General features: G+C 60.7%; 17 protein-coding genes. 14 read left to right on the plus strand and 3 right to left on the minus strand.

Features of this window, described 5'->3' with window-relative positions; translation table 11 throughout:
• The first annotated feature begins 10 nt into the window (after positions 1 to 10).
• The 7 genes from JG743_RS33065 to JG743_RS33095 all read left to right on the plus strand — a co-directional run bounded on the left by JG743_RS33065 (position 11) and on the right by JG743_RS33095 (position 5,375).
• The gene (locus JG743_RS33065; RefSeq protein ID WP_199201027.1) at positions 11 to 1,054 is read left to right on the plus strand and encodes a DUF7146 domain-containing protein; all 1,044 of its coding nucleotides are present in this window, start codon (positions 11 to 13) and stop codon (positions 1,052 to 1,054) included.
• A 245-nt stretch (positions 1,055 to 1,299) separates the two neighbouring features.
• Complete coding sequence (locus JG743_RS33070) at positions 1,300 to 2,241, plus strand: DUF2493 domain-containing protein (RefSeq protein ID WP_199201028.1); 942 nt, start codon at positions 1,300 to 1,302, stop codon at positions 2,239 to 2,241.
• A gap of 208 nt (positions 2,242 to 2,449) precedes the next feature.
• A complete protein-coding gene (locus tag JG743_RS33075; protein ID WP_199201029.1) occupies positions 2,450 to 2,734 on the plus strand; it encodes a type II toxin-antitoxin system TacA family antitoxin in 285 nt (94 codons plus the stop codon).
• Positions 2,735 to 3,238, plus strand: a complete 504-nt coding sequence (locus JG743_RS33080) for a GNAT family N-acetyltransferase (RefSeq protein ID WP_199201030.1) — start codon at positions 2,735 to 2,737, stop codon at positions 3,236 to 3,238.
• 199 nt (positions 3,239 to 3,437) lie between these two features.
• The gene (locus JG743_RS33085) at positions 3,438 to 3,971 is read left to right on the plus strand and encodes a hypothetical protein (RefSeq protein ID WP_199201031.1); all 534 of its coding nucleotides are present in this window, start codon (positions 3,438 to 3,440) and stop codon (positions 3,969 to 3,971) included.
• 680 nt (positions 3,972 to 4,651) lie between these two features.
• A complete protein-coding gene (locus JG743_RS33090) occupies positions 4,652 to 4,975 on the plus strand; it encodes a DUF736 domain-containing protein (RefSeq protein WP_006205585.1) in 324 nt (107 codons plus the stop codon).
• 58 nt (positions 4,976 to 5,033) lie between these two features.
• Positions 5,034 to 5,375, plus strand: coding sequence for a hypothetical protein (locus JG743_RS33095; RefSeq protein WP_199201032.1), 342 nt, complete (start codon positions 5,034 to 5,036; stop codon positions 5,373 to 5,375).
• 118 nt (positions 5,376 to 5,493) lie between these two features.
• On the opposite strand, the gene JG743_RS33100 is transcribed toward JG743_RS33095, so the two are convergent.
• Together JG743_RS33100 and JG743_RS33105 are read right to left on the minus strand one after the other, a co-directional pair.
• Complete coding sequence (locus tag JG743_RS33100) at positions 5,494 to 5,904, minus strand: hypothetical protein (RefSeq protein ID WP_199201033.1); 411 nt, start codon at positions 5,902 to 5,904, stop codon at positions 5,494 to 5,496.
• Positions 5,901 to 6,581, minus strand: a complete 681-nt coding sequence (locus JG743_RS33105; protein ID WP_199201034.1) for a ParA family protein — start codon at positions 6,579 to 6,581, stop codon at positions 5,901 to 5,903. Before JG743_RS33105 ends, JG743_RS33100 begins: the two co-directional genes overlap by 4 nt.
• A gap of 487 nt (positions 6,582 to 7,068) precedes the next feature.
• On the opposite strand from JG743_RS33105, the gene JG743_RS33110 reads away from it, so the two are divergent.
• The 6 genes from JG743_RS33110 to JG743_RS33135 all read left to right on the plus strand — a co-directional run bounded on the left by JG743_RS33110 (position 7,069) and on the right by JG743_RS33135 (position 15,104).
• A complete protein-coding gene (locus JG743_RS33110; protein WP_202303231.1) occupies positions 7,069 to 7,449 on the plus strand; it encodes a hypothetical protein in 381 nt (126 codons plus the stop codon).
• Positions 7,446 to 9,668, plus strand: coding sequence for a relaxase/mobilization nuclease domain-containing protein (locus JG743_RS33115; protein ID WP_199201036.1), 2,223 nt, complete (start codon positions 7,446 to 7,448; stop codon positions 9,666 to 9,668). The genes JG743_RS33110 and JG743_RS33115 overlap by 4 nt, the downstream gene beginning before the upstream one ends.
• A 696-nt stretch (positions 9,669 to 10,364) precedes the next feature.
• Positions 10,365 to 11,327 carry an ABC transporter substrate-binding protein gene (locus JG743_RS33120; protein WP_199201037.1) on the plus strand — a complete coding sequence of 321 codons (963 nt, stop codon included), beginning with the start codon at positions 10,365 to 10,367 and terminating at the stop codon, positions 11,325 to 11,327.
• Between the two features lie 56 nt (positions 11,328 to 11,383).
• Complete coding sequence (locus JG743_RS33125; protein ID WP_199201038.1) at positions 11,384 to 12,418, plus strand: quaternary amine ABC transporter ATP-binding protein; 1,035 nt, start codon at positions 11,384 to 11,386, stop codon at positions 12,416 to 12,418.
• Positions 12,415 to 13,953: an ABC transporter permease gene (locus tag JG743_RS33130; protein WP_199201039.1), complete on the plus strand. Its 1,539-nt coding sequence runs from the start codon at positions 12,415 to 12,417 to the stop codon at positions 13,951 to 13,953. The genes JG743_RS33125 and JG743_RS33130 overlap by 4 nt, the downstream gene beginning before the upstream one ends.
• A 143-nt stretch (positions 13,954 to 14,096) precedes the next feature.
• The gene (locus JG743_RS33135) at positions 14,097 to 15,104 is read left to right on the plus strand and encodes a LysR family transcriptional regulator (protein WP_199201040.1); all 1,008 of its coding nucleotides are present in this window, start codon (positions 14,097 to 14,099) and stop codon (positions 15,102 to 15,104) included.
• 2 nt (positions 15,105 to 15,106) lie between these two features.
• Here the strand turns inward: JG743_RS33135 and JG743_RS33140 are convergent, their stop codons facing one another.
• A complete protein-coding gene (locus tag JG743_RS33140; protein ID WP_199201041.1) occupies positions 15,107 to 16,663 on the minus strand; it encodes a trimethylamine methyltransferase family protein in 1,557 nt (518 codons plus the stop codon).
• Between the two features lie 196 nt (positions 16,664 to 16,859).
• Between JG743_RS33140 and JG743_RS33145 the strand changes: the two genes are divergently transcribed.
• Positions 16,860 to 19,280 (plus strand): GcvT family protein, encoded by a 2,421-nt coding sequence (locus JG743_RS33145; protein ID WP_199201042.1) that lies wholly within the window; start codon positions 16,860 to 16,862, stop codon positions 19,278 to 19,280.
• Positions 19,281 to 19,429: the final 149 nt, after the last annotated feature.

A 19,429-nucleotide genomic window follows, 5' to 3' on the forward strand; every position in this document is an offset into this window, starting at 1 on the left:
GGAGGCGATCATGTCCGGTTCGGCCTCCGAGCTGGCACGCCGCCTTGGCGAACATGCCGAGGCGGTGTGCCGCGAATATCTCTCCAACGGCCATCGCGCCGGCAATTACTGGATGGTCGGCGATGTCCGCAACACGCGCGGCCGTTCCATGCATGTGCGGCTCAAGGCTGTTGGTGGCAAGGCAGCCGGAAAATGGGTCGACGAGGCGACGGGGGAATATGGCGACCTGCTCGACGTCATCGAGCAGAGCTGTGGTCTGGTCGACTTCCGCGAGGTCGCGGATGAAGCACGCCGCTTCCTCTCCATGCCGCTGCCACCGCCCCAGCCCCTTGGCGTGCCGCGCCAACCTGCCGCGGCACGCAGCTCGCCTGAGGCCGCGCGTCGCCTGTTCGCCATGTCGCAACCGATCGCCGGCACGCTGGCTGAACGATACCTCGCCGGCCGCGGCATCCTGCTTTCCACGCACGAGAGTGCGCTACGTTTCCATCCCGGCTGCTACTACAGGGATCTCGTGACCGGCGAGACGCAGACCCTGCCTGCGCTGATTGCCGCTGTCACCAACCTCGACGGGGAGATCACCGGCCTGCAGCGCACCTGGCTTGATCCTTCGGGTCAGGGCAAGGCGCAACTCACTGATCCACGCCGCTCACTGGGAGACCTCCTTGGCAACGGCATCTGGCTTGGTCTTGAGTCCGGTGCGCCCGTCCCGGCCATGGTCGCCGGCGAGGGGTTCGAGACGATGGCCTCGCTGCGCACGGTGATGCCGACACTGCCTGTAGCCGCCGCCACCTCGGCCAATCACCTTGCGGGCCTGTCCTTCCCGGCGGGCTGCCGTCGCCTCTACATCGCGGCCGATGCCGACGCCGCCGGCCGGCACGGCATCGAGCGTCTCAGCCAGCGCGCAGCCGAATCAGGGATCCTCGCCCTGGTGTTGCGGCCGCAGCTCGGCGACTTCAACGACGATCTGCGCCATCTCGGCCCCGCGCATCTCGCGGCATGGCTCAGCGATCAGCTCGTCCCGGAGGATGCCCGTCTTTTCCTGCCGCCCGGGTGAACGGCCCGAACCGGCACGCGGGCAGGGGTGGCGTCACCGGAATATTCGCTGGCATGGCGGCGGTCCGCCGGAGAGGCCGCGCCCGCGGCCTGCCCGAGAGGCGACCCCTGCCACCCCCCGGTCACGGCTGCAACGGCTGCGCCGTCCTCCGCTTTGCTACGGCCTTCGGTGCAGCCGCGCCCGGCGCGCGGCCGGGTTTCGCTGTCAGGCCGCGATGGGCGCGGCACAACCGACGGAGACCCACCATGACCTACGAACTTCCTTTCGACGACGCCCACGAGCCCTACCACGCCTCCTCGCCGACCGATCGCGTCATCCTCGAACTGCAGATGTACGGCCACCGCCCGCATCAGGACGACCCGGATCCCCGGCCGCTGCCCGATGACGAGGTCATCCGGGCCGGCCTGGCGGGGATCGTCGAGACCTTTGCCGGCATGCTCGGCGATACCAGGCTCGAACCCGATCTCGACGACCTGCTCTGGTCCTTCGCAAACGTCTTCCACCGTGCCGCCGAGCGCGTCGCCCGAAGCCTCGACCGCAACGAGGAAGCGCAGCGTTCGAGCCAGCAGGAGCAGGACGGCTCCGAGGTGAAGTCGGTCGAGCTCGAACGGCTCACCGCGGAAGGCATCACCTATATCGAGCGCCGCAACGTGCTCGAAATCATGCGCGATGAGGCCGCCGACCTCTACGAGGCACAAACCGGATCGGCATGGCGGCCGCGCACCGGCTCCAAGGTCAGCCACCAGGCGATGACCGCGGCGGTGATCGACTCCAGAGACTTCCTCGCCGCCCGCCGCCACGCCGAAACCGAGGTGCTGGTCCCGGCCGGCACCAAGATCGCGTTCGCCGGCGGCCTCGACTGCAACGATCACGACCGGATCTGGAACGCGCTCGATACGGCCCGGGAGAAGCATCCTGACATGGTGCTGCTCCACGGCGGCAGCCCGCGCGGCGCCGAGCGCATCGCCGCCAGCTGGGCCGACAACCGCAAGGTCACCCAGATCGCCTTCAAGCCAGACTGGAACCGTCACGCCAAGGCGGCTCCGTTCCGCCGCAACGACCAGCTTCTCTCGGTGGTACCCTACGGCCTGATTGTCTTTCCCGGCTCCGGCATCACCGACAACCTTGCCGACAAGGCCCGCAGGCTCGGCATCCCCGTCTGGCGGTTCGCGGAGGGTGGCGCGTGAAGCGCCGCTTTCCTCGCAACCGCATCATTGAACCCGACCGGGCGCGGTCGGGTTCGGCCCGCGCGACGTGCAGCAAAGCACGCGCAGGAACCACGGCACCCTCCGACTCCACGGATCGTATCGATGCGGTGGAGCCTTCCGCCAGGCAACGTGGTATTGCGTTCCGCGTTACATAGACGTATATACGTCCGCAGCACAGGAGCGCGCCATGGCCACCACAGCCACGAGGAAGGAAACACCCGTCTCGATGCGGTTTCGCGACGATGATCTCACCATCATCGACCGCGGCGCGGAGTTGCTCGGCCTGTCGCGTACGGAGTTCGTGCGGCGCGCGGCACTCCACGAGGCGCAGGCGGCCATCCTCAACGAAACCGTCATCCGCGTGTCCCCGGAAGCCTATGACGCCTTCATGCAGGCGATCTCGGCCCCCGCCGCCGCGCCTCCGCCGAAGGCGGCCGAGCGGCTGCGTCGTTCCGCGCCCTGGGATCGCTAGGTGGCGCTTTCAGGCATTGAACTCCTCGACGACGCACACCGCCTCGACAGCTTCGATTGCGGCAAGCCGGCGCTCAACGCTTGGCTGGCCGGCTTCGCGCGAACGAACCAGGCGCGCGGGTTTACCCGCGTCCTGGTCGTTCACGACGAGGGAACAGTCGTCGGCTATTACGGCCTCGCGCCGGGCGTGATCCAGCCAAACAGCGCACCGCGCGCCATCCGCACCGGGCGCCCGCCCGATCCGATCCCCTGCCTGCTCATTGGACAACTCGCCGTCGACCACCGCTATGCCGGACAAGGCATCGGCAGCGGCCTGGTCAAGGATGCGCTGCATCGCTGCGTCGCCGGCGCCGGCATCGTCGGCGGTCGCGCGGTGGTGGTGCGGGCGATCGACGCCGAGGCCGAGCGCTACTGGCAGAGCTGGGGTTTTGTCCCGTCGCGGGACAACCCGTCTATCCTGATGCGCTCGATCCAGGATGTGAGCCTCTGGCTGGCCGACCACTAGCTTCACGCGCGTAGCGCCTCCGGCAGCGGCAGGGTCCGGGCGCGCCGGCCTGCGGCCGGCCGGGCTCTAGTCGCGGCGTCCCGCCGCTCCCCGCGCCGGCTTCGCCGCGCGGCCCTTGGGTGACGATCCTTCGCGCAGGGCCAGAGGGAGAGGGCGGCCGGCGCGGGGGCGGGGGCGCTGGAGAGAAGGGAAAGTCACGATGTCGATGATATTCATAGGTGGATCACGCGAGATATTCGAGCTGCCGGAACCTGTCATCACGCGCATCGGCGCAATCGTTGCTGCCGAGCACGGCGTGCTGATTGGCGACGCCTCGGGAGCCGATGCCGAGGCGCAAGGCCTGCTCGCGGGCTACAAGTACGAGCATGTCGGCGTCTTCCATGCCGGCAAGGAACCCCGCAACAATCTGGGCGACTGGGCTGCCTACCATGTCCCGTCTCTTGACGATGCCAGAGGGGACTTTGTCCACGCCGCCAAGGACCAGGAGATGGCGCGGCGCGCCGACTTTGGGATGATGGTCTGGGACGGTGCATCACCCGGCACGGCCGTCAACGTGCTTCGGCTCGCCATCGCGAACAAGCCGTGCGTCATCTACGATCTGGCCAGGGGCAGCGTCGCGACCACTTACCATGTGCAAGACTGGTGCGCCATGCTCCGCCATGCCGGTCCCGACATTCGCCGCCAAGCCGAGGCCCGCATGACGCCGGACGAGCGTCTGGCGCTGCCAGGATGATGTAGGCGCGGACCCGCCGACAGCCCGGCGGGTCCGATCCTGATCGCCCCCTGAACGCCGAGGCCGGCCCCTTTCGAAACCGGACCATGCGCCGCGGGGCGTTGTGCAGGACGATCATCTCCACCCGTCTCGCATCTGAAGCCTGTGCAAGCGTGGCGAACATCCTGGCTTGCGCGGTCATCCATCGTGACTTCGAGGTATTGCTACCGAGGGGCGTGAAGTTCGCTGCCAGTCGGCTCCGGTCTCGAAAACGCTGTGCCGATATGCCCGGTACGCAAGGCGGTTCACACGCCATGCTGCTGTTGGATGTAGTGACGACGCAGGCGACATGACTCGAAAGGTGCGCGGCAAGCATCCCGGCGATCCGGCAGCGTTGAATGAGCGGCCACGCGATGGCGGCCTGAGTTATTCTCCTCCGGTTACATCCGGGGCCATTCCCGTTTCATGTCGCCTTTGTAGACGACCGCCTGCTTTGTGCGGTCAACCCCCGTTGGGGGTACACTCGGCGAATATTCAGGAAAATTCGATTTCTGTTTTTGTCTGCGGACAGGCGAAGGGCCTGCCCGCTATTTTTCGGCAAATAGAATTTTCCAGAATTTTCGCCGAGATGACCGCAGCAGGACGGCCCTCTCCTTTGGCGCCATCGGGAATGGTCCCGATGCAACCGAAGGAGAACTACCATGGCCACCACGATCGCAAACCTCACCACCAAGGCCGACGGCTCGATGGAAGGCGTCTTTGCCACGCTCCGGGTCAACGCCCCGATCACCCTCATCCCGAACACCAACAAGTCGCGCGAGGACGCGCCCGACTACCGGATCGTCAACAAGCGCACGGGCTTCGAGATCGGAGCCGGCTGGCACCGCATCTCGCAGCGTTCGGGAGAGGAATACCTCTCGGTCAAGCTGGAAGCCCCCGAGATCGGCGTGATCTTCGGCAATCTCGCTCCCGCCCCGGGTGGCGAGGAAAACAAGAAGGTCATCCTCTGGAACAACCCCCAGTGAGGCATCGGTGGCCGGCCCCTCGAGGGGCCGGCTTCCCCACCGGCAAAAGGAGGTTGCAATGAGCCGCTACACCATCACTGTCACGGGCACCGTCACCGGAAAAGTCCGCTCGGATCCAGACGCTGTCATCGGCTACGATCCACCGCTTCGGACCTACTTCCTGCAAGCGTTCCCGCACGAAGAAACCGACGAGCCCGCACTCTGGCTTGGCACCCGCGATCGCGCGTTCGAAACGCTTGAGGATCTTCGCCACACAGCCATCTCACACGGCTACGACTTCATGCCGCTGCCGCCTGAACTGGCCGCAAAGCTGGTCGACGACAAAGCCGCAGCCAGCGGGCGTCCGGACCGGGACGGCGTGCTCGGGGAACTGCTGAAACACCTCGACCAGCCCAACTAGCCAAATACGTCTTAGAGCCCGCGACGGAGTATCCCGTCGCGGGCTCTTTTTTTTGCGCGTCGCAAAGAGCCAGGACCATCAGCCGTCACAGCATGCGACAGCGACTCCCGACCGCCGATTATTCCTTCGGCAGTTTGTGCTTATGAATGCGGATATAATCCTGCACAGCCTTTCGCAGCAGCTCGGTCATGCTGTGCCCGTTGCTGATCGCCAGCAACTTGAACTGGCGCTGCTCAACGGCCGTCAGATAGTACCCGCAGCGGATCATCTCCTCCTCGCGAATCTTCTTGCCGGCGATGGGATCCTTTTTCTGACCTCGCCGCAGCAGCTTGCGAAAGTCAGGCGTTGCACCCGATGTCGGCTCAGGCGTCTGCGGCATGGCCGATCCGGCATTTGGCTCCAGCTTCTGCCCCTCGTTTTTCGCTGAAGAAATGAACATGCTGGGCAATGCCGGCGGCTGCGTGGAGATCGCTTTCATCATGCGCGCTTTCTTGTCGTCACCGGGTTTCGGCGCGGTTTCTTCACTCATGCCGCGTTCCTCGTGGCTTCGATGAAGGTTTGCAGGAGGTCGTCGAAGACCCCTTCGCTCTCGGCAACCGCCTTCGCATCGGGCACCGCGGGGCTGTAAAGTGTCTGCCCGGTCTGTAGGTCGCGGTAGGCAACACGATTGTGCAGGACGTGTTCCGCAATCGGCGTGCCGTTGGCCTGGATGATGGCGCGCAGTTCGGTCAGGGCTCGCGCCCTGCCATCGATGATGGTCTGCTTGGTCAGCACGAATATCGCGGGCAGCGGTCTACCCCGGCTCTCGACCGCCAGCGGAATGTAGTGGTCGGTGATCTGGATGGCGGCGGTCACGTCGTCGAGGGCAAAATAGACAGGCACGACGACAATATCGGCCGCGAAGAGCCCGGCCATGAGGTTGTCATTTGTGGTGCCTTCCGTATCGATCAATACGACGGAGCGCTCACCGTTGTGAGTGGCTGCAGCGTCGAGAATTTCCTGCGGGGTGATTGCGCTGACCAGCTGCAGGCTGTCAGGGCGATTGCCAGCGTCACCCAGCATCTGGAACCAGCGGTTCATGTTCTGCCGCCGATCGCCATCGATAAGGGTGACCGAATAACCCCGATGCAGCGCGACGGATGCGAGGGTGCGCAGCAGCGTCGATTTGCCGGTGCCGCCCTTTGGGATCGCAGCGGAGATGATCATGGGGGCCTCCTTCCGGCGTTGGCTCCTTGTTTCCATGTCGACATGGAAACAAGTCATCATGGACACATGGAACAATGTTGCGGTCGAAACCTGGTGACATAGTCAACAGGGCAGACCGGTTTGGCAACCCAGGCGCGAATCAAAAAGGCTCGCCCAGGGGTGCCCATCACTACGAGGCTGCTACCTTTATAGGGATCGAATCCGGTGGGCCGTTCGTGACTGCGAACCGGCTCTGGTGTTTCTATGTTAACATGGAAACAAGTCCTCACCGCATCATAGACACATCGCATCAAATCACGATGGAAACATTGCGACCAGGGCCCTTGCGGTTGACAATCGGCCGGCGGAGAAAGGAACGTCCGCTTTCACTCGTTTATTGGCAGGATAGCCTATTTTGTGATACACACAAAATAGGCGGCGCGGCCCTGGCGGGCTTAGCGCCCGCAAGCGGGCTTGAGAGATGAATGCAAACCCCCAGAAAGCAGCGGTGAAGAGCGCGTCACGACGCTACGGCGAGGTGACGCACATCCGGTTTTCGGCTGACGAGCTGGCCAGCCTCAAAGCCATTGCGGAGCGGGACGGCGTCACCGTCAGCGAGGTCGTCCGGCGTCTGGTGCGGGCTGAGGCCGGGCATCTGCCTATCGCGTCAGAGGGGTTGCGGCCGGCGATCGTGGACATGACCGATCAGCTGCGGCGCGTAGGCGTCAATTTCAATCAGGCCGTGCGCGCCATGAGCGACGGCCGGGTTGCCCATGATGAGGATCTTGAGCAGGCGTTGATGGCGGTGGGCAACCTCGTGCGGCAGTTCCGCGAGGAGCTGAAGGCGATGACTGGCGAGTCCCGCAAGGCGAGGGACACCAGGCCATGAGCGGTCGCCTTGCTGGCTACGCGGCCGAAATCGAACGCTATCTTCGAGGCGAGTCCGGCGTGAAGCGTGAGGAGCTGGACGACGACAAGTCCGCGATGAGCGCCCGACGCGAGGCCGGAGAACTTCAGGCGATGAAGAGTTATGAGCGGACCGGTGGCGGCGGACGGATTGGGCAAGGACAGGCCGGCTCGACGCCAGGTGGGCGCAGGAACGCCCCTCGTTCGTCGCCGGGAGGGACAGGAGGAGGCTCCGTCTCCAGCGGTGCTCCGAAATCCGCGACGGCTGCTGCGACCTCTAGCGCGCCGATCATGGTCTATGGCGCCACGCTCGCCGGTTTTCGGCCGGAAGAGGAGGAGGAAGACTGGAAGCGGCGCGGCGGCGGCGGCCGTCGTGGGGGTCTCCCGGGCGGTACAGGGCGAGCGGCGCGGGCGGGCTATCAGGCGCGGGCCGTGGCGGCACGGGCAGGCTATGCGGCGGGCGCGCAGCCTGCTGTGTTCAAGGTCATGCCCAATCCGCCATCAACCAAGGAAGCCGCTGCTCGGCTGCTCAATTACATCGGAAAGCGCGAGGACGAAAAAGGCGAGAAGCACGACATCGAGATTTTTGACGAGGATGGACAGGTCCTTGCGACAGGCGGCGCGCGAAAGGCGTTCCTGGAAACGTTTTGCGAGACGTTCGAACCACCCCTGGAAAATACCAATTTTATCGAGGTTCGTTTCGATCTCGCCGGCCAGGTCACCGGTGCCGCCTTGAGCGAAGCGTTGAACAAGGCATTCGGCGTAAAACCGTTCATCTATGCACAGGACGGACAGACGGCGCAGGTATACGCGCACACCGATGAGCGGGCGGGACCGCTTGCGAAAGTCCTGGCCGGCGGTCGGGATAATTCCCGCAACAAGGCGCTCGACAAGATCGAGGCGCGCTTGTCTGAAGCTATGGGCGCGGCGGGGGTGGTAGCCAAGGCAGAGGTGACGGCGGCCGTGAGCCGTGAACCCAAGGCGAAATATTTCCTGCAGAAGTTCATCCGCACCCACAGCCAGGTTCGCCACGCAAATGGCGAGCCTGTGCCCGGGGCGAAGAACTCCAACAAGGCGGCGGCTTCTGTCTACGAACAATGGCGCCCGCAGTTTTCGGGGCGTGAGCGCCGCAATGCCTATCACCTGCTTTTCTCGGCAAGAGCCGGCACCGATGCCAACGCCGTTATGGCCGCGGCGCGCGCCGTGCTCGAGGAGCGCGCGCCAGGATACAAGTTCGTCCTGGCACATCACAAGGACACCAAGCACGTTCATATCCATGCGATGGTGCAGGCGCGGTCAGCCGACGGTGAGCGCCTGAAATTCTACAAGCCGGATCTCGCCGCCTGGCGCGAGAGCTTTGCGGAAAAAGCACGCGAGAACGGCATTGCGATGGTGGCGACGCGGCGTATGGATCATGCGATGACGCGGCCATTCACCAAGGAGCATGCCGGAGCCTACAGCCGCGCCCAGAGCGATCCGCGCTACCAGGTCAGCGCTAGGACGATCGAGCGGGTGGAGGCCAAACGGCAACGCCGTTTGGATGGGCAATCCCTTGTCGTTAACGGCGATGCAATCGCTGCCGCATGGCAAAAGACTGTGACGACCATGCGGACCGCGGGCGTAGTCGGTCAAGCTCTCACGGCAGCGGAGTCGATTGGCAACAATTTTCTGCAGTTCCGTCGCGATCGGACAGGGGAGGGGCAACCACGTCCTGCCGCGGGTCGCGGAGCTGATCAATCGGGACAGAAGTCTTTCCTGTCCCATCCCCGTATGAGAGAATTGAACGCACTGATAGGAGATTTGGACATGGCGCAAACCCCCTTGGAAATGCGGCGTCAGATGGCCCGCGTCAATCAGGCTTTGGACAACATGCGCGAGACGCTGCCGCCGGCGCATCAAGGACAGTTCGAGCAGTATCGTGAAGAGGTCAACGACAAGATGCACGACCGTCTCGCGCGGCTCCAATTCGAGCGGCAGCAACAGCGTCGTGGTAGTGGCGGTGGCGAGCCGATCCCCGAGCGCGAGGCGCGAGGGCGAGACCTTCCGACCCGGGACGAGCCCCGCCAGCCGGAGCAGCCGCGCACCGGCACCGAGCAGGAGATGAGAGCCAAGCAGAAGGACGCCAACAAGCAGAAGGCCCAGCAGGCTGAAGAGCAGGACCGCAAGACCCAGCGCTCGAACGATAACGATTACGAGCGCTGAGCAAGATCGCCTGCCGGCCCTTTAAGGCGCGGGAGAGCGGAGGGACAATGTTGCCGAGGCTCGTTCGTGCGTCGGAGGTTCCGGATCAAGAGCCACGCATCTCATTGCGACCTGCCTAATCGCGGGTGATCAGGTGCTGGTCCCGTTTCCGGCGAGCCGAAGCATCTGTCTTTTAACCTTGCTCTCCGATGACGGCAAATGAGATAGCCTGAGGTCGCACCGGCGGAGCCGGCATCCGGCGACGTACATAGCGCAGCTCACAAGTTCATCTTTTCTGAAGCCACCTTTCCAAAAAACTTAATTGAACAAATAATTCTGGAAGCACGTCTCCTTCCGCGCAAATGATGCCACGCAACGTGAAAGCATTAGTAGGACGATGCACCCTGCGGATCTGTCCCGACCGGGTGGCGCGCTTTAACCTGACCCCAGCCTTCGTCTCGCCCGTGCTCGAAGTGAAAGGACCTGCAGTATGTATCGAAGGTCATGCCGGGTTCAGTTGCGTCGTACGGGTAACTGGCGGGGGATTAGGCCGATAGAGCTCAATCTGCGACTGCCCCGCATCCCTATCGACCAATCAAGTGGATTTGGCGGATGGCTGTATGTCGACCACACGCCGGATGACGACTTGCAGTTCGATAATTCAGAACAAGTTCTACAATAGAGAACTAGACAACAACTATGAATGGGAGAAATGGAATGCGTGCAATCATAAAATCCATAACGGCATTGACCTTCGGGGCACTGGGCACTGTATCAACAGCCTCTGCGGCCGATGTCGTGGTCGGTCAACAGAACTGGCCATCCGCGACCGCAACTGCATATATCATCAAGGCGGCTATCGAAGAGAATCTCGGCTTGAACGTGGAACTACAAAACGGCTCGAACCCGATCATTTTTGAAGCGATGGACAAGGGCTCGATGGACGTGATGCCCGAGGTATGGCTGCCCAACCAGCAGAACCTTTATGACACCTATGTAAAGAACAAAGGTACGGTGGAGCTTAATCCCAACGGAGTGCCGGCTAAACAGGGACTATGTGTGCCTGCCTATGTTGTGGACGAAATGGGGGTCGCCTCGGTGGACGACCTGACCGATCCTGCCAAGGCGGCGCTGTTCGATACAGACGGCGACGGCAAGGGAAACATGTGGGTTGGAAATCCTGGCGACGCCTCCGGCAATGTGGAGAAGATCAAGGCGAAATCCTACGGCTACGACCAGACAATGAAGACGGAAGTTTATGATGAAGTCGTAAATTTCGCCAATCTTGGAAACGCGGTTAAGGCGCATAAGCCCTGGATCAGCGCCTGCTATTCGCCACATTATATTTTTGCGCTCTACGATCTCAAATGGCTAAAGGAGCCAGCCTACGATGCTTCGAAGTGGCACGTCGTCCAGCCGACGGACGATCCTGACTGGCTTAGCAAATCATCGGCGCCAGTCGCTTGGCCGGCCGCCTCTGTGCATGTTGCCTATCGCAAGGCGCTGGACACCGACAAACCCCAAGTCGCTACATTCCTGCGCAACATCAAACTGACTGACGAGGAGGTCAGCGCGATGACGAAGGCTTTAGTCATCGACAAAATCGAGCCCGAAACATTCGCAAAAAAATGGATACGGGATCATCAGTCCGAAATTGCCGGGTGGTTCGCAGGCAAGTAGCGGCCGCTTCAGTGGTCGTCGTTGCGACGGCCACTTCTCTCCGATCGGAGCCCTAGATGCCAGAAGCGCTTGTCAGCTTGTCGAATGTCTGGAAGATTTTCGGCGCCCGCGCTGCTGAGGCGATGACCGCTGTCAAGATGGAAGCGTTGACAAAGGCCCAAGTCCTTGAGCGCTTCTCATGCGTTGTCGGTGTTCAAGATGTCAGTTTTGCTGTGCCGCGCGGTGAGATTTTCTGCATTATGGGTCTTTCGGGCTCCGGCAAGTCGACCTTGATCCGCCACGTCAACCGACTGATCGAGCCGACGGCCGGTACGATCGAGATTCGCGGGACAAATGTCAGCGCAATGTCAGAGCGAGAGTTGCGGCAAGTCCGGTCGCGGCAGATCGGCATGGTCTTTCAGCACATGGCGCTTCTGCCGCACCGCTCGGTACGCGACAATGTCGCCTATCCGCTCCAAATCCGAGGTGTTGCCAAATCGAGACGCTGGGCGGTATCCGATCATGTGCTGAGGCTCGTCGATCTGGTCGGTTACGAGGATCGACTGCCAAGCGAGCTTTCCGGCGGCATGCAGCAGCGTGTTGGCATTGCAAGGGCGCTTGCCTCGGACCCCGAGATCCTATTGATGGACGAGCCTTTTTCGGCGCTCGATCCGCTGATCCGCATGCAGTTGCAGGATCAGTTCAAGGCGTTGGTCGGCCAGCTTGGCAAGACGACGATTTTCATTACGCATGATCTCGATGAGGCCATCCGCATCGGCCACCGGATCGCGATCATGAAGGATGGTGTCATTGTGCAGATCGGCACGCCTGAGGACATCGTGACAAATCCGGTCGACGACTATGTGCGCGAATTCGTCAAGGGTATATCGAGGCTGAAGCTGGTCAAGGCGCATTCGATCATGGAGCCGCTCAACGGCTATCGCGGGACGCTGGTGGACGCGCCGCGGACCGACGAGAACACCGATCTGGACCAGCTGATCGATCTGTCGGTCGCGACCGACAGACCCGTCGTTGTCACCAAAGAGGGTGTCGATGTGGGAGTGATCAGCAAACCGGGGCTGCTGCGGGGCATTCAGGGAGGAAAAGCGTGACAGAAATCAAGGCTGTCGCGGCCGCCGACATTAACGTTGACCGCGAAGCGCTGGATGCTTCGATTGACGAATTCGCCGGGAAGAATGGCAGCTACTACGCCAAGGCATTCCGCAGCATCCACGAATCCACCCGTGTCGTGCCTCTCAGCTTTAACGCTGCGACCGCTGTGCTGGGCCCGCTGTGGGCGGCCATGCGCGGTATGTGGGGCTTCTTCTGGACATTCCTCCTGCTCGAAATGATAGCTTTCGTGCAGATAGGTCGCGGTGCCTGGGGCAATCTTGGCGGCGACCTGATGGAGCGGGCAGCCAAACAACTCGCGCAGGCCCAGGTTTTTCTCAACAACGCAAAGGAGGCTCGCGACGCTCTCGAAGATCCAAGTCGCTTTGAAACCTTGGCTGCCAACCTGACCCGTGCAGCAGCCAAAAGTCGAGAGGCGGCGGAAGCAGCAGCGTCGGAAGCGACTTTCATCATCATTGCCGGCCTGATCTTGCTTGTCGCGATCAGGATTTGCGAGGGGATGGCGGCCAACATTGTCTATGAAAGGCAATATTCACGCTGGAGAATCAAACCCGGTCAAGTCGAATCCGGAGCTGGCCTGAGCAATCTCCTGCTGGGAATCGTACTGATTTTGGCGATTGCCCCGCTGACCGTCTACAAGTTCACCGCCGGGGATGCGCCCGAGTTCCTGAATGCATTTCCGGCCAGGAAGGAAGTGTTTGTCACCACAGCGAATTGGCTGGACATGCAGATCGATGCCGCCGCTATCGCCGGGTCCGGAGCGTTTGAGTCGATTGTGGCGGGCGTCCGTTCAGTGATCAACGCAATGTCGATTGCACTGATCGGGACCCCCTGGCCGGTGGTCATGGTGGTGATCTGTGCCGTGGCGTGGCGCGCGGCCGGGCCGCGCGTGGCCATCTTCACAGCGGCCTGCATGGCCTATATTGCGTTCTTCGGCTATTGGGAAATCTCAATGGAAACCGTCGCGCTGGTTGGCGCCGCAGTCATTATCTGCGTGGCGTTCGGCATACCGTTGGGAATCTGGTTCGGGAAATCCAAAAGGGTGTATCAGTTCGCCGAGCCGGTTCTCGATCTGATGCAGACGCTTCCGGCGTTTGTCTATCTTATACCGATCATCGCATTCTTCGGTACGGGCAATCCACCGGGAATTCTGGCGACAATCATCTTCGGTATGCCACCGGTCATCAGGCTGACCGCGCTCGGAATGCGGGGCGTCCCAGAAGGGATCAAGGAGGCGGCCACCGCGTTCGGGGCCTCCAGGTGGCAACTTCTCAAGGACGTCGAGGTTCCCCTGGCGCTGCCTTCGATAATGACGGGGGTCAACCAGACCATCCTCATGTGCCTGTCGATGGTGGTAATAATATCGCTGATCGGCGGCGGCGGCCTGGGCAAAGTGATACTCGAAGCGCTCCAGTACGCGGCCAAGGGACCGGGGCTGCTGGGTGGCCTGGCTATCCTTTGCGTCGCTATGGTCATGGACCGGATCGTCCAGGGCGCCTTCCGACGCTCCGGCTGAGCGTCCCCTTGTAAAAGGGGCATCCACGTGACGACCGCCTTGTTGGCCAACCTGCTTCTGGAGGCGCAGTCTAGCGCCTTACCGATTGATTGGGTGCGAAAATCGGTCCACTGTAGGCTTAGACTAGCCAGGTTCCCGCGCAATTGAATACCGACACAATTCGTTCCTCGAAAGCGAGCGCCAAGCCAAATTCGGGACTGAGTTTGCGTGGTCTTCGGGTGTTTGTCGCCGTCGAGGAAACAGGATCGATCGGTGAGGCGGCGACGCAGATTGGAGGCAGCCCCTCTGGGGTATCACAACTGATTACGGCACTGGAATCTGCCGTGGGGGCCAAGCTTTTCGACCGGAGTGCGCGCCCCGTCACGTTGACGCCGGCGGGTCAGGTCCTGCGCGTTCACGCGCACCGCATACTCGAAGCGGTGTCGGAAGCGCAGTCTGAATTGGCTGAATTGAACCTTTCCAGCCTGCCGCAACTAACCCTTGCGATCCTTGATGATCTTGATGCTTCACTGACGCCCGTTCTGGTCGCCAGCCTGCAGACTCGATTCCGCAATTGCTTCGTCAACGCCTTTTCCGGGCGCTCCGATACGATCACTCAAATGGTTATCGACCGCAAAGCAGATATCGCTGTCTCGGTGGTCATGCCATCGGACGCCAACCGATATCGGTCCATTGCGATTTTGCGGGAGCCTTTCATTCTGGTGGCGGCGAAGGGTGCGATCTCTCCCGGCAGCGATCTTCGCGAACAACTGGCTAGCCTTCCATTCGTGCAGTATTCGGAAGCCATGCCGATCGGGCGTATCGTGGCGCAGCAAATGAAGCGCTTGCGTTTCAAGGTGCCCCGACGCTATGCCTTCGAGGCGTCACGGTCCGTTTTTGCGATGGTCGTTCAAACCAAAGGCTGGGCATTGACTACGCCTCTGAATGTTTTGGATGCGGAGCGCTTCGTGCCGCAGCTCGACATCATGACAATACCGTTTCCGGCGTTTTCGAGACGAATTTATCTCATCGCCCGCAATGAGGAGCTTGGGCATTTGCCACAGCAACTCGCTGACGATTGCCGGCGATTGGTTCGTGAGCGGCTCCTTCCGAGATTCTCCGAGATCGCCCCGGCGATATCGTCTCCTATTGAAGTCGTTGAGGACGAATAGGGTCAGGCAGAGAGTTTCATCGCATTCGGTGCCAGGGCAATATTGAAGCGATCGCGAATTTTGGAATCGACTGCGGTGTCAAGATACAGCGGGTAGTGAGTTGAAAGGATTTGCGTAGCTTTGTCCCGCGCTTTTGACCAGATGTCGCGGGCGCCTTTTTCCTCCCAGACGCGCGGGGCATCGCGATCTGCGAGCGGCGGGTAGAAATAGTCGCGCTGCATGGCGGACATTGTATGCGGGGCTCCGAGGAAGTGGCCTTCACCAGTGACCGCGTTCCTGATCGCATCGAAGCCCAGCGTTTCGTCGTTAACTTCAATTCCGCGAATTATGCGATGGACGTGCGACAGCATTTCATTGTCAAGCACGAACGCTTCGAACGAGGCGCCAAGAAGGCTGGCCATCATCCCGGAAGATTCATAGATCATGTTTCCGCCGGCCAACCCGGCGGTCAGTGCCGCGATCGCTTTTTCCGCGCCCATTTGCGCATCGACTGCCTTTGCATCCGCCATCGATGACGCCACGCCAGATGGCAGACCAAGATGATTGCTGATCTGCGCTGCGCCAGCGTTCATCAGCGAGATTTCTCCCCCACCACCGCAGAACGCACCGGTTCTGAGATCGATGACAAGTGGCCAATTGGAAAAGATCATCGGATAGCCGGGGGCGAAGATGTTCACCAGAATAAGTCCGGCAAGCGTCTCTGCAGTGGTTTGGGCCAGCATACCGGCAAGTGTCGCCGGCGCGGTTGCTCCCGATTGTGCGGCGATGATGGAATTTATCGGCACGCCTCGTCGAATGCAGGCCAGCGTTACGTCGACCGCATCCTCGCCAAAACGCAGCGGGGAGATCACCGGCGAAATGTGCGCCTTGCAGAAAGGACGGTCAAGGAACCGACCTTCGCCGCCAAGTACCAGATCGAACATGTCGACGATCGGATCGACATGTTCGGCAACGGTAAATGAAGTGCCGACCGGTTTCATGGTCCCGGCCAAAAGGGCGTAAGCGGTGTTCACGTCAAGATCGAAATTGTCCGGTATGTCTGTTGCCACACAGCAGCGGGTGAACCAGCTTACGTTGTCGAGCGTGTCAGCCAGACGCGTGAAATCGTAAAGATCCTTGAGCGTCGACGACCGGTACAGACCCGTGTCCATGTCGAGTGTCTGCACAGCAGCTCCGCCCGTGCCGAAATAGACCCGATCACCACCGATTTCAAAGTCATGGCTGGGATCTCGGCCGTGGTAGACGAATTTCTTCGCAGCGCCGCTGACGATATCTTCGACAAAGGCTCTTGAGAACAGCAGGCGCCCGGTATCGCTTTTTGTGGCCCCCATATAGAGCGCCCGTTCGAGCACCACCGGCGGAACCTCACCAATACCGATCTCCGCCAGTATTCTGAAGGCGGTATCCAGGATCCTCGCGACGTTGTTGTCGGACAGGGGCCGATATTGCCCGCCGCGCTGCCCGGGCGGGCACGGATTGACTTCGGACTTCGGCGCCATCCGTGCCTGCACCCGAGAGGCTCGTCCACGCCGGTTAATGCGCAACTCTTCACTCGTCATTCCGTCTTCTCCCAGACCGCACGCAAATGTCGCGCGAAAGCAGATCGTGCGAAACAGCTAGTGCACATTGTTACAAATTCGGAACCAACTCTTCCGAAAAACTGAACTGCTGAAATGGGACTGGAAATGAAAGGTGGGTCCGCGCAACTCTCAGCGAGAAAATTGCTGCTGCTATTGCGGAAATCGGAAAACAAAAATGAAATCCCACGCAGAGGTTGTCGTCATTGGTGGGGGCATCGGAGGATGTTCCACACTCTATCATCTCACCCAGGAAGGGATCACTGACTGCGTTCTAATCGAACGGGACGAGCTCACTTCCGGAACGACCTGGCATTCGGCGGCGCAAGTCACGAATTTCGGCGGAACACAGACAATGGTTGGCCTGAAAAGCCACTCTATCCGTCTGTACAAGGAGTTGGCCGCCGATCCCGAATATCCGATCAACTACCACCAGGATACTGGCGGGCTCCGACTTGCCTCGAAGCAAGACCATATTGATGGCTACCATCATTTCATAAGCTTGGCGAAGGGTATGGGCGTAGATTTCGAGCTCATCGACGCCGTGGAATGCAAGCGCCGCCATCCTCTCATTTCGACCGAAAATTTGCTTGGGGCATTGTGGGACCCGATGGATGGCGACATCGATCCGGCGCAGCTCTGTCAGGCATTAGCGCAACGGGCACGAAAGGCGGGTGCGGAAATCTACCGCTTCAACCCGGTTGTCGGGCTCGTTCAAAAGCCGGACCAAAGCTGGATCGTCCAGACGAAGAACGGCGATATCCATTGCGAAAAGATCGTCAATGCCGGCGGCTATCGCTGCAACGAACTGAGCGCGATGATGGGGGTCGAGCATCCAGTCGCCTCGATGGAGCATCAATACATGCTCACCGAACCGATCGCCGAGATAGAGACGCTCGGATTTCGTGTTCCCCTGATCCGTTGTCCAACCGACGATTTCTATTCGAGACAGGAGAAAAATGGTCTTCTGGTCGGGTTCTACGAACAGGGCTGCAAAACCTGGGGCCTCGACGGGATAGACCCGAATTTCACCATGGCGCTTTGTCCTGATGATCTCGACCGCGTCGTTGATGTTATGGACGGCGCGTTCAAGCGTCTGCCATGCCTGACAGAGGCGGGCATTCACACCATCATCAACGGACCGATCACTTACACGCCCGACGGGCTGCCGCTCGTTGGCCCCATCCCGGGAAAACGCAACGCATACTGCATCACGGGTCTTCGCGCCGGCCTTGGAGAAGGCGGCGGGCATGGCTGGCTGCTGGCTCAGATCATTGCGCATGGCGAGGCTTGCTATGACACCTGGTGCATCGATCCTAGGCGATTTTCACGCTATGCAAATGTTGAGTATACCGCGCTCAAGGCCGTCGAGGACTATCAGAACGAATTCCGTTTTCACATGCCGCACGAGCATCGCCCGGCCGGCCGGCCCGCAAAGACGACTCCCCTGACTGAAACGCTTGCGGAAATGAATGCGGAATTCGGAGTCGTGAATGGTTGGGAGCGAGCGGCATTTTACAAACCATCCGCCGATTTCGTCGAAACCCATTCATTCCGCTTCAACAATACTTTCAAGATTGTCGCTGACGAGATCAACGCCGTCCAAAACGGCGTGGGTATCATGGAGGTGTCGGGCTTCAACCGATACGAAATCACAGGAGATAATGCCCAAGATTGGCTCGATGGCATTGTTTGCTCCCGGTTGACGCGCAAGTTGGGAAAAGTCGGCCTTTGCTACCTCCTCAATGAGCTTGGAAACATCAAAGGTGAGGCCACGATCGCCAATCTGGCTGACGGCCGGATTTGGTATGGCTCTGCGGCCGCCGCAGAATATCACGACATGGATTGGCTCACCAAGCACCTGCCTGCCGACGGGTCGGTGCGCCTCGAAATCCTGACGAACGACTACACCATCCTGGTCGTTGCTGGCCCGAAATCGCGCCAGGTTCTATCGAAGGCGGCCCCGCGCACCGATTGGTCCAAGGAAGCTTTTCCCTGGCTTTCTGTCCGTCGCACTTTCATCGGGAACGCCGAAGCAATCGCGATGTCGGTCTCGTTTTCTGGAGAACTGGCATGGGAACTGCACATTCCTAACGCCCAGTTGCGACGCGCATTCTCCGTTTTATGGGAAGCTGGCAAAGGTTTTGGCATGAAGCCCTTTGGGCTTTATGCCACTGAGTCCATGCGGTTGGAAAAGGGCTATCGGCACTGGAAAGCCGATCTGGTCACCGAATACAATCCGTTCGAAAGCGCGCTCGATCGCTTCGTCCGGCTCGACAAGTCCTTTATTGGCAAGGACGCGTTGCTGAAAATGCACAACACGGGGCCGCGCAAACGTTTCGTGTCGATGGTAGTTGATACGGATCTGGCGCCTGCTCATCCGGGCGATTCGATCGTTGTCGATGAGCGCGTCGTCGGAACAGTCACGTCCGCCGCTTGGGGCCATCGCGTAGGCAAGAACCTCGCTATGGGCTTCGTCGAGCCGGAGTTTTCAGCGATTGGAACCAACATTGGCATCGAGATCATCGGCAGGACATTCCCGGCGAGCATCTGTGAGGAGGTTCTTTATGATCCAGAATATCAGCGCGTGCGGGGATAGGCATCAACCGAATCTACAAGTGCGAGATTGTGGCCACAATATTACGAAGGCCCGATACGTTGCTGAACGAATTCGTAATCATCTTGGTTTAGTCTCAACCATTGTTAGATTGGCTTCCCTTTGGCAACCTATCGGCCAAGCTATGGATG

This window comes from Mesorhizobium sp. 131-2-1, assembly GCF_016756535.1.
In the GTDB taxonomy this organism is placed as follows: domain Bacteria; phylum Pseudomonadota; class Alphaproteobacteria; order Rhizobiales; family Rhizobiaceae; genus Mesorhizobium.

Excerpts from the sequence above, each read along its gene's own strand:
- JG743_RS33065 (WP_199201027.1), top strand. The coding sequence starts at position 11 with ATGTCCGGTTCGGCCTCCGAGCTGGCACGCCGCCTTGGCGAACATGCC.
- JG743_RS33070 (WP_199201028.1), top strand. The coding sequence starts at position 1,300 with ATGACCTACGAACTTCCTTTCGACGACGCCCACGAGCCCTACCACGCC.
- JG743_RS33075 (WP_199201029.1), top strand. The coding sequence starts at position 2,450 with ATGGCCACCACAGCCACGAGGAAGGAAACACCCGTCTCGATGCGGTTT.
- JG743_RS33085 (WP_199201031.1), top strand. The coding sequence starts at position 3,438 with ATGTCGATGATATTCATAGGTGGATCACGCGAGATATTCGAGCTGCCG.
- JG743_RS33090 (WP_006205585.1), top strand. The coding sequence starts at position 4,652 with ATGGCCACCACGATCGCAAACCTCACCACCAAGGCCGACGGCTCGATG.
- JG743_RS33095 (WP_199201032.1), top strand. The coding sequence starts at position 5,034 with ATGAGCCGCTACACCATCACTGTCACGGGCACCGTCACCGGAAAAGTC.
- JG743_RS33100 (WP_199201033.1), bottom strand. The coding sequence starts at position 5,904 with ATGAGTGAAGAAACCGCGCCGAAACCCGGTGACGACAAGAAAGCGCGC.
- JG743_RS33105 (WP_199201034.1), bottom strand. The coding sequence starts at position 6,581 with ATGATCATCTCCGCTGCGATCCCAAAGGGCGGCACCGGCAAATCGACG.
- JG743_RS33115 (WP_199201036.1), top strand. The coding sequence starts at position 7,446 with ATGAGCGGTCGCCTTGCTGGCTACGCGGCCGAAATCGAACGCTATCTT.
- JG743_RS33120 (WP_199201037.1), top strand. The coding sequence starts at position 10,365 with ATGCGTGCAATCATAAAATCCATAACGGCATTGACCTTCGGGGCACTG.
- JG743_RS33125 (WP_199201038.1), top strand. The coding sequence starts at position 11,384 with ATGCCAGAAGCGCTTGTCAGCTTGTCGAATGTCTGGAAGATTTTCGGC.
- JG743_RS33140 (WP_199201041.1), bottom strand. The coding sequence starts at position 16,663 with ATGACGAGTGAAGAGTTGCGCATTAACCGGCGTGGACGAGCCTCTCGG.
- JG743_RS33145 (WP_199201042.1), top strand. The coding sequence starts at position 16,860 with ATGAAATCCCACGCAGAGGTTGTCGTCATTGGTGGGGGCATCGGAGGA.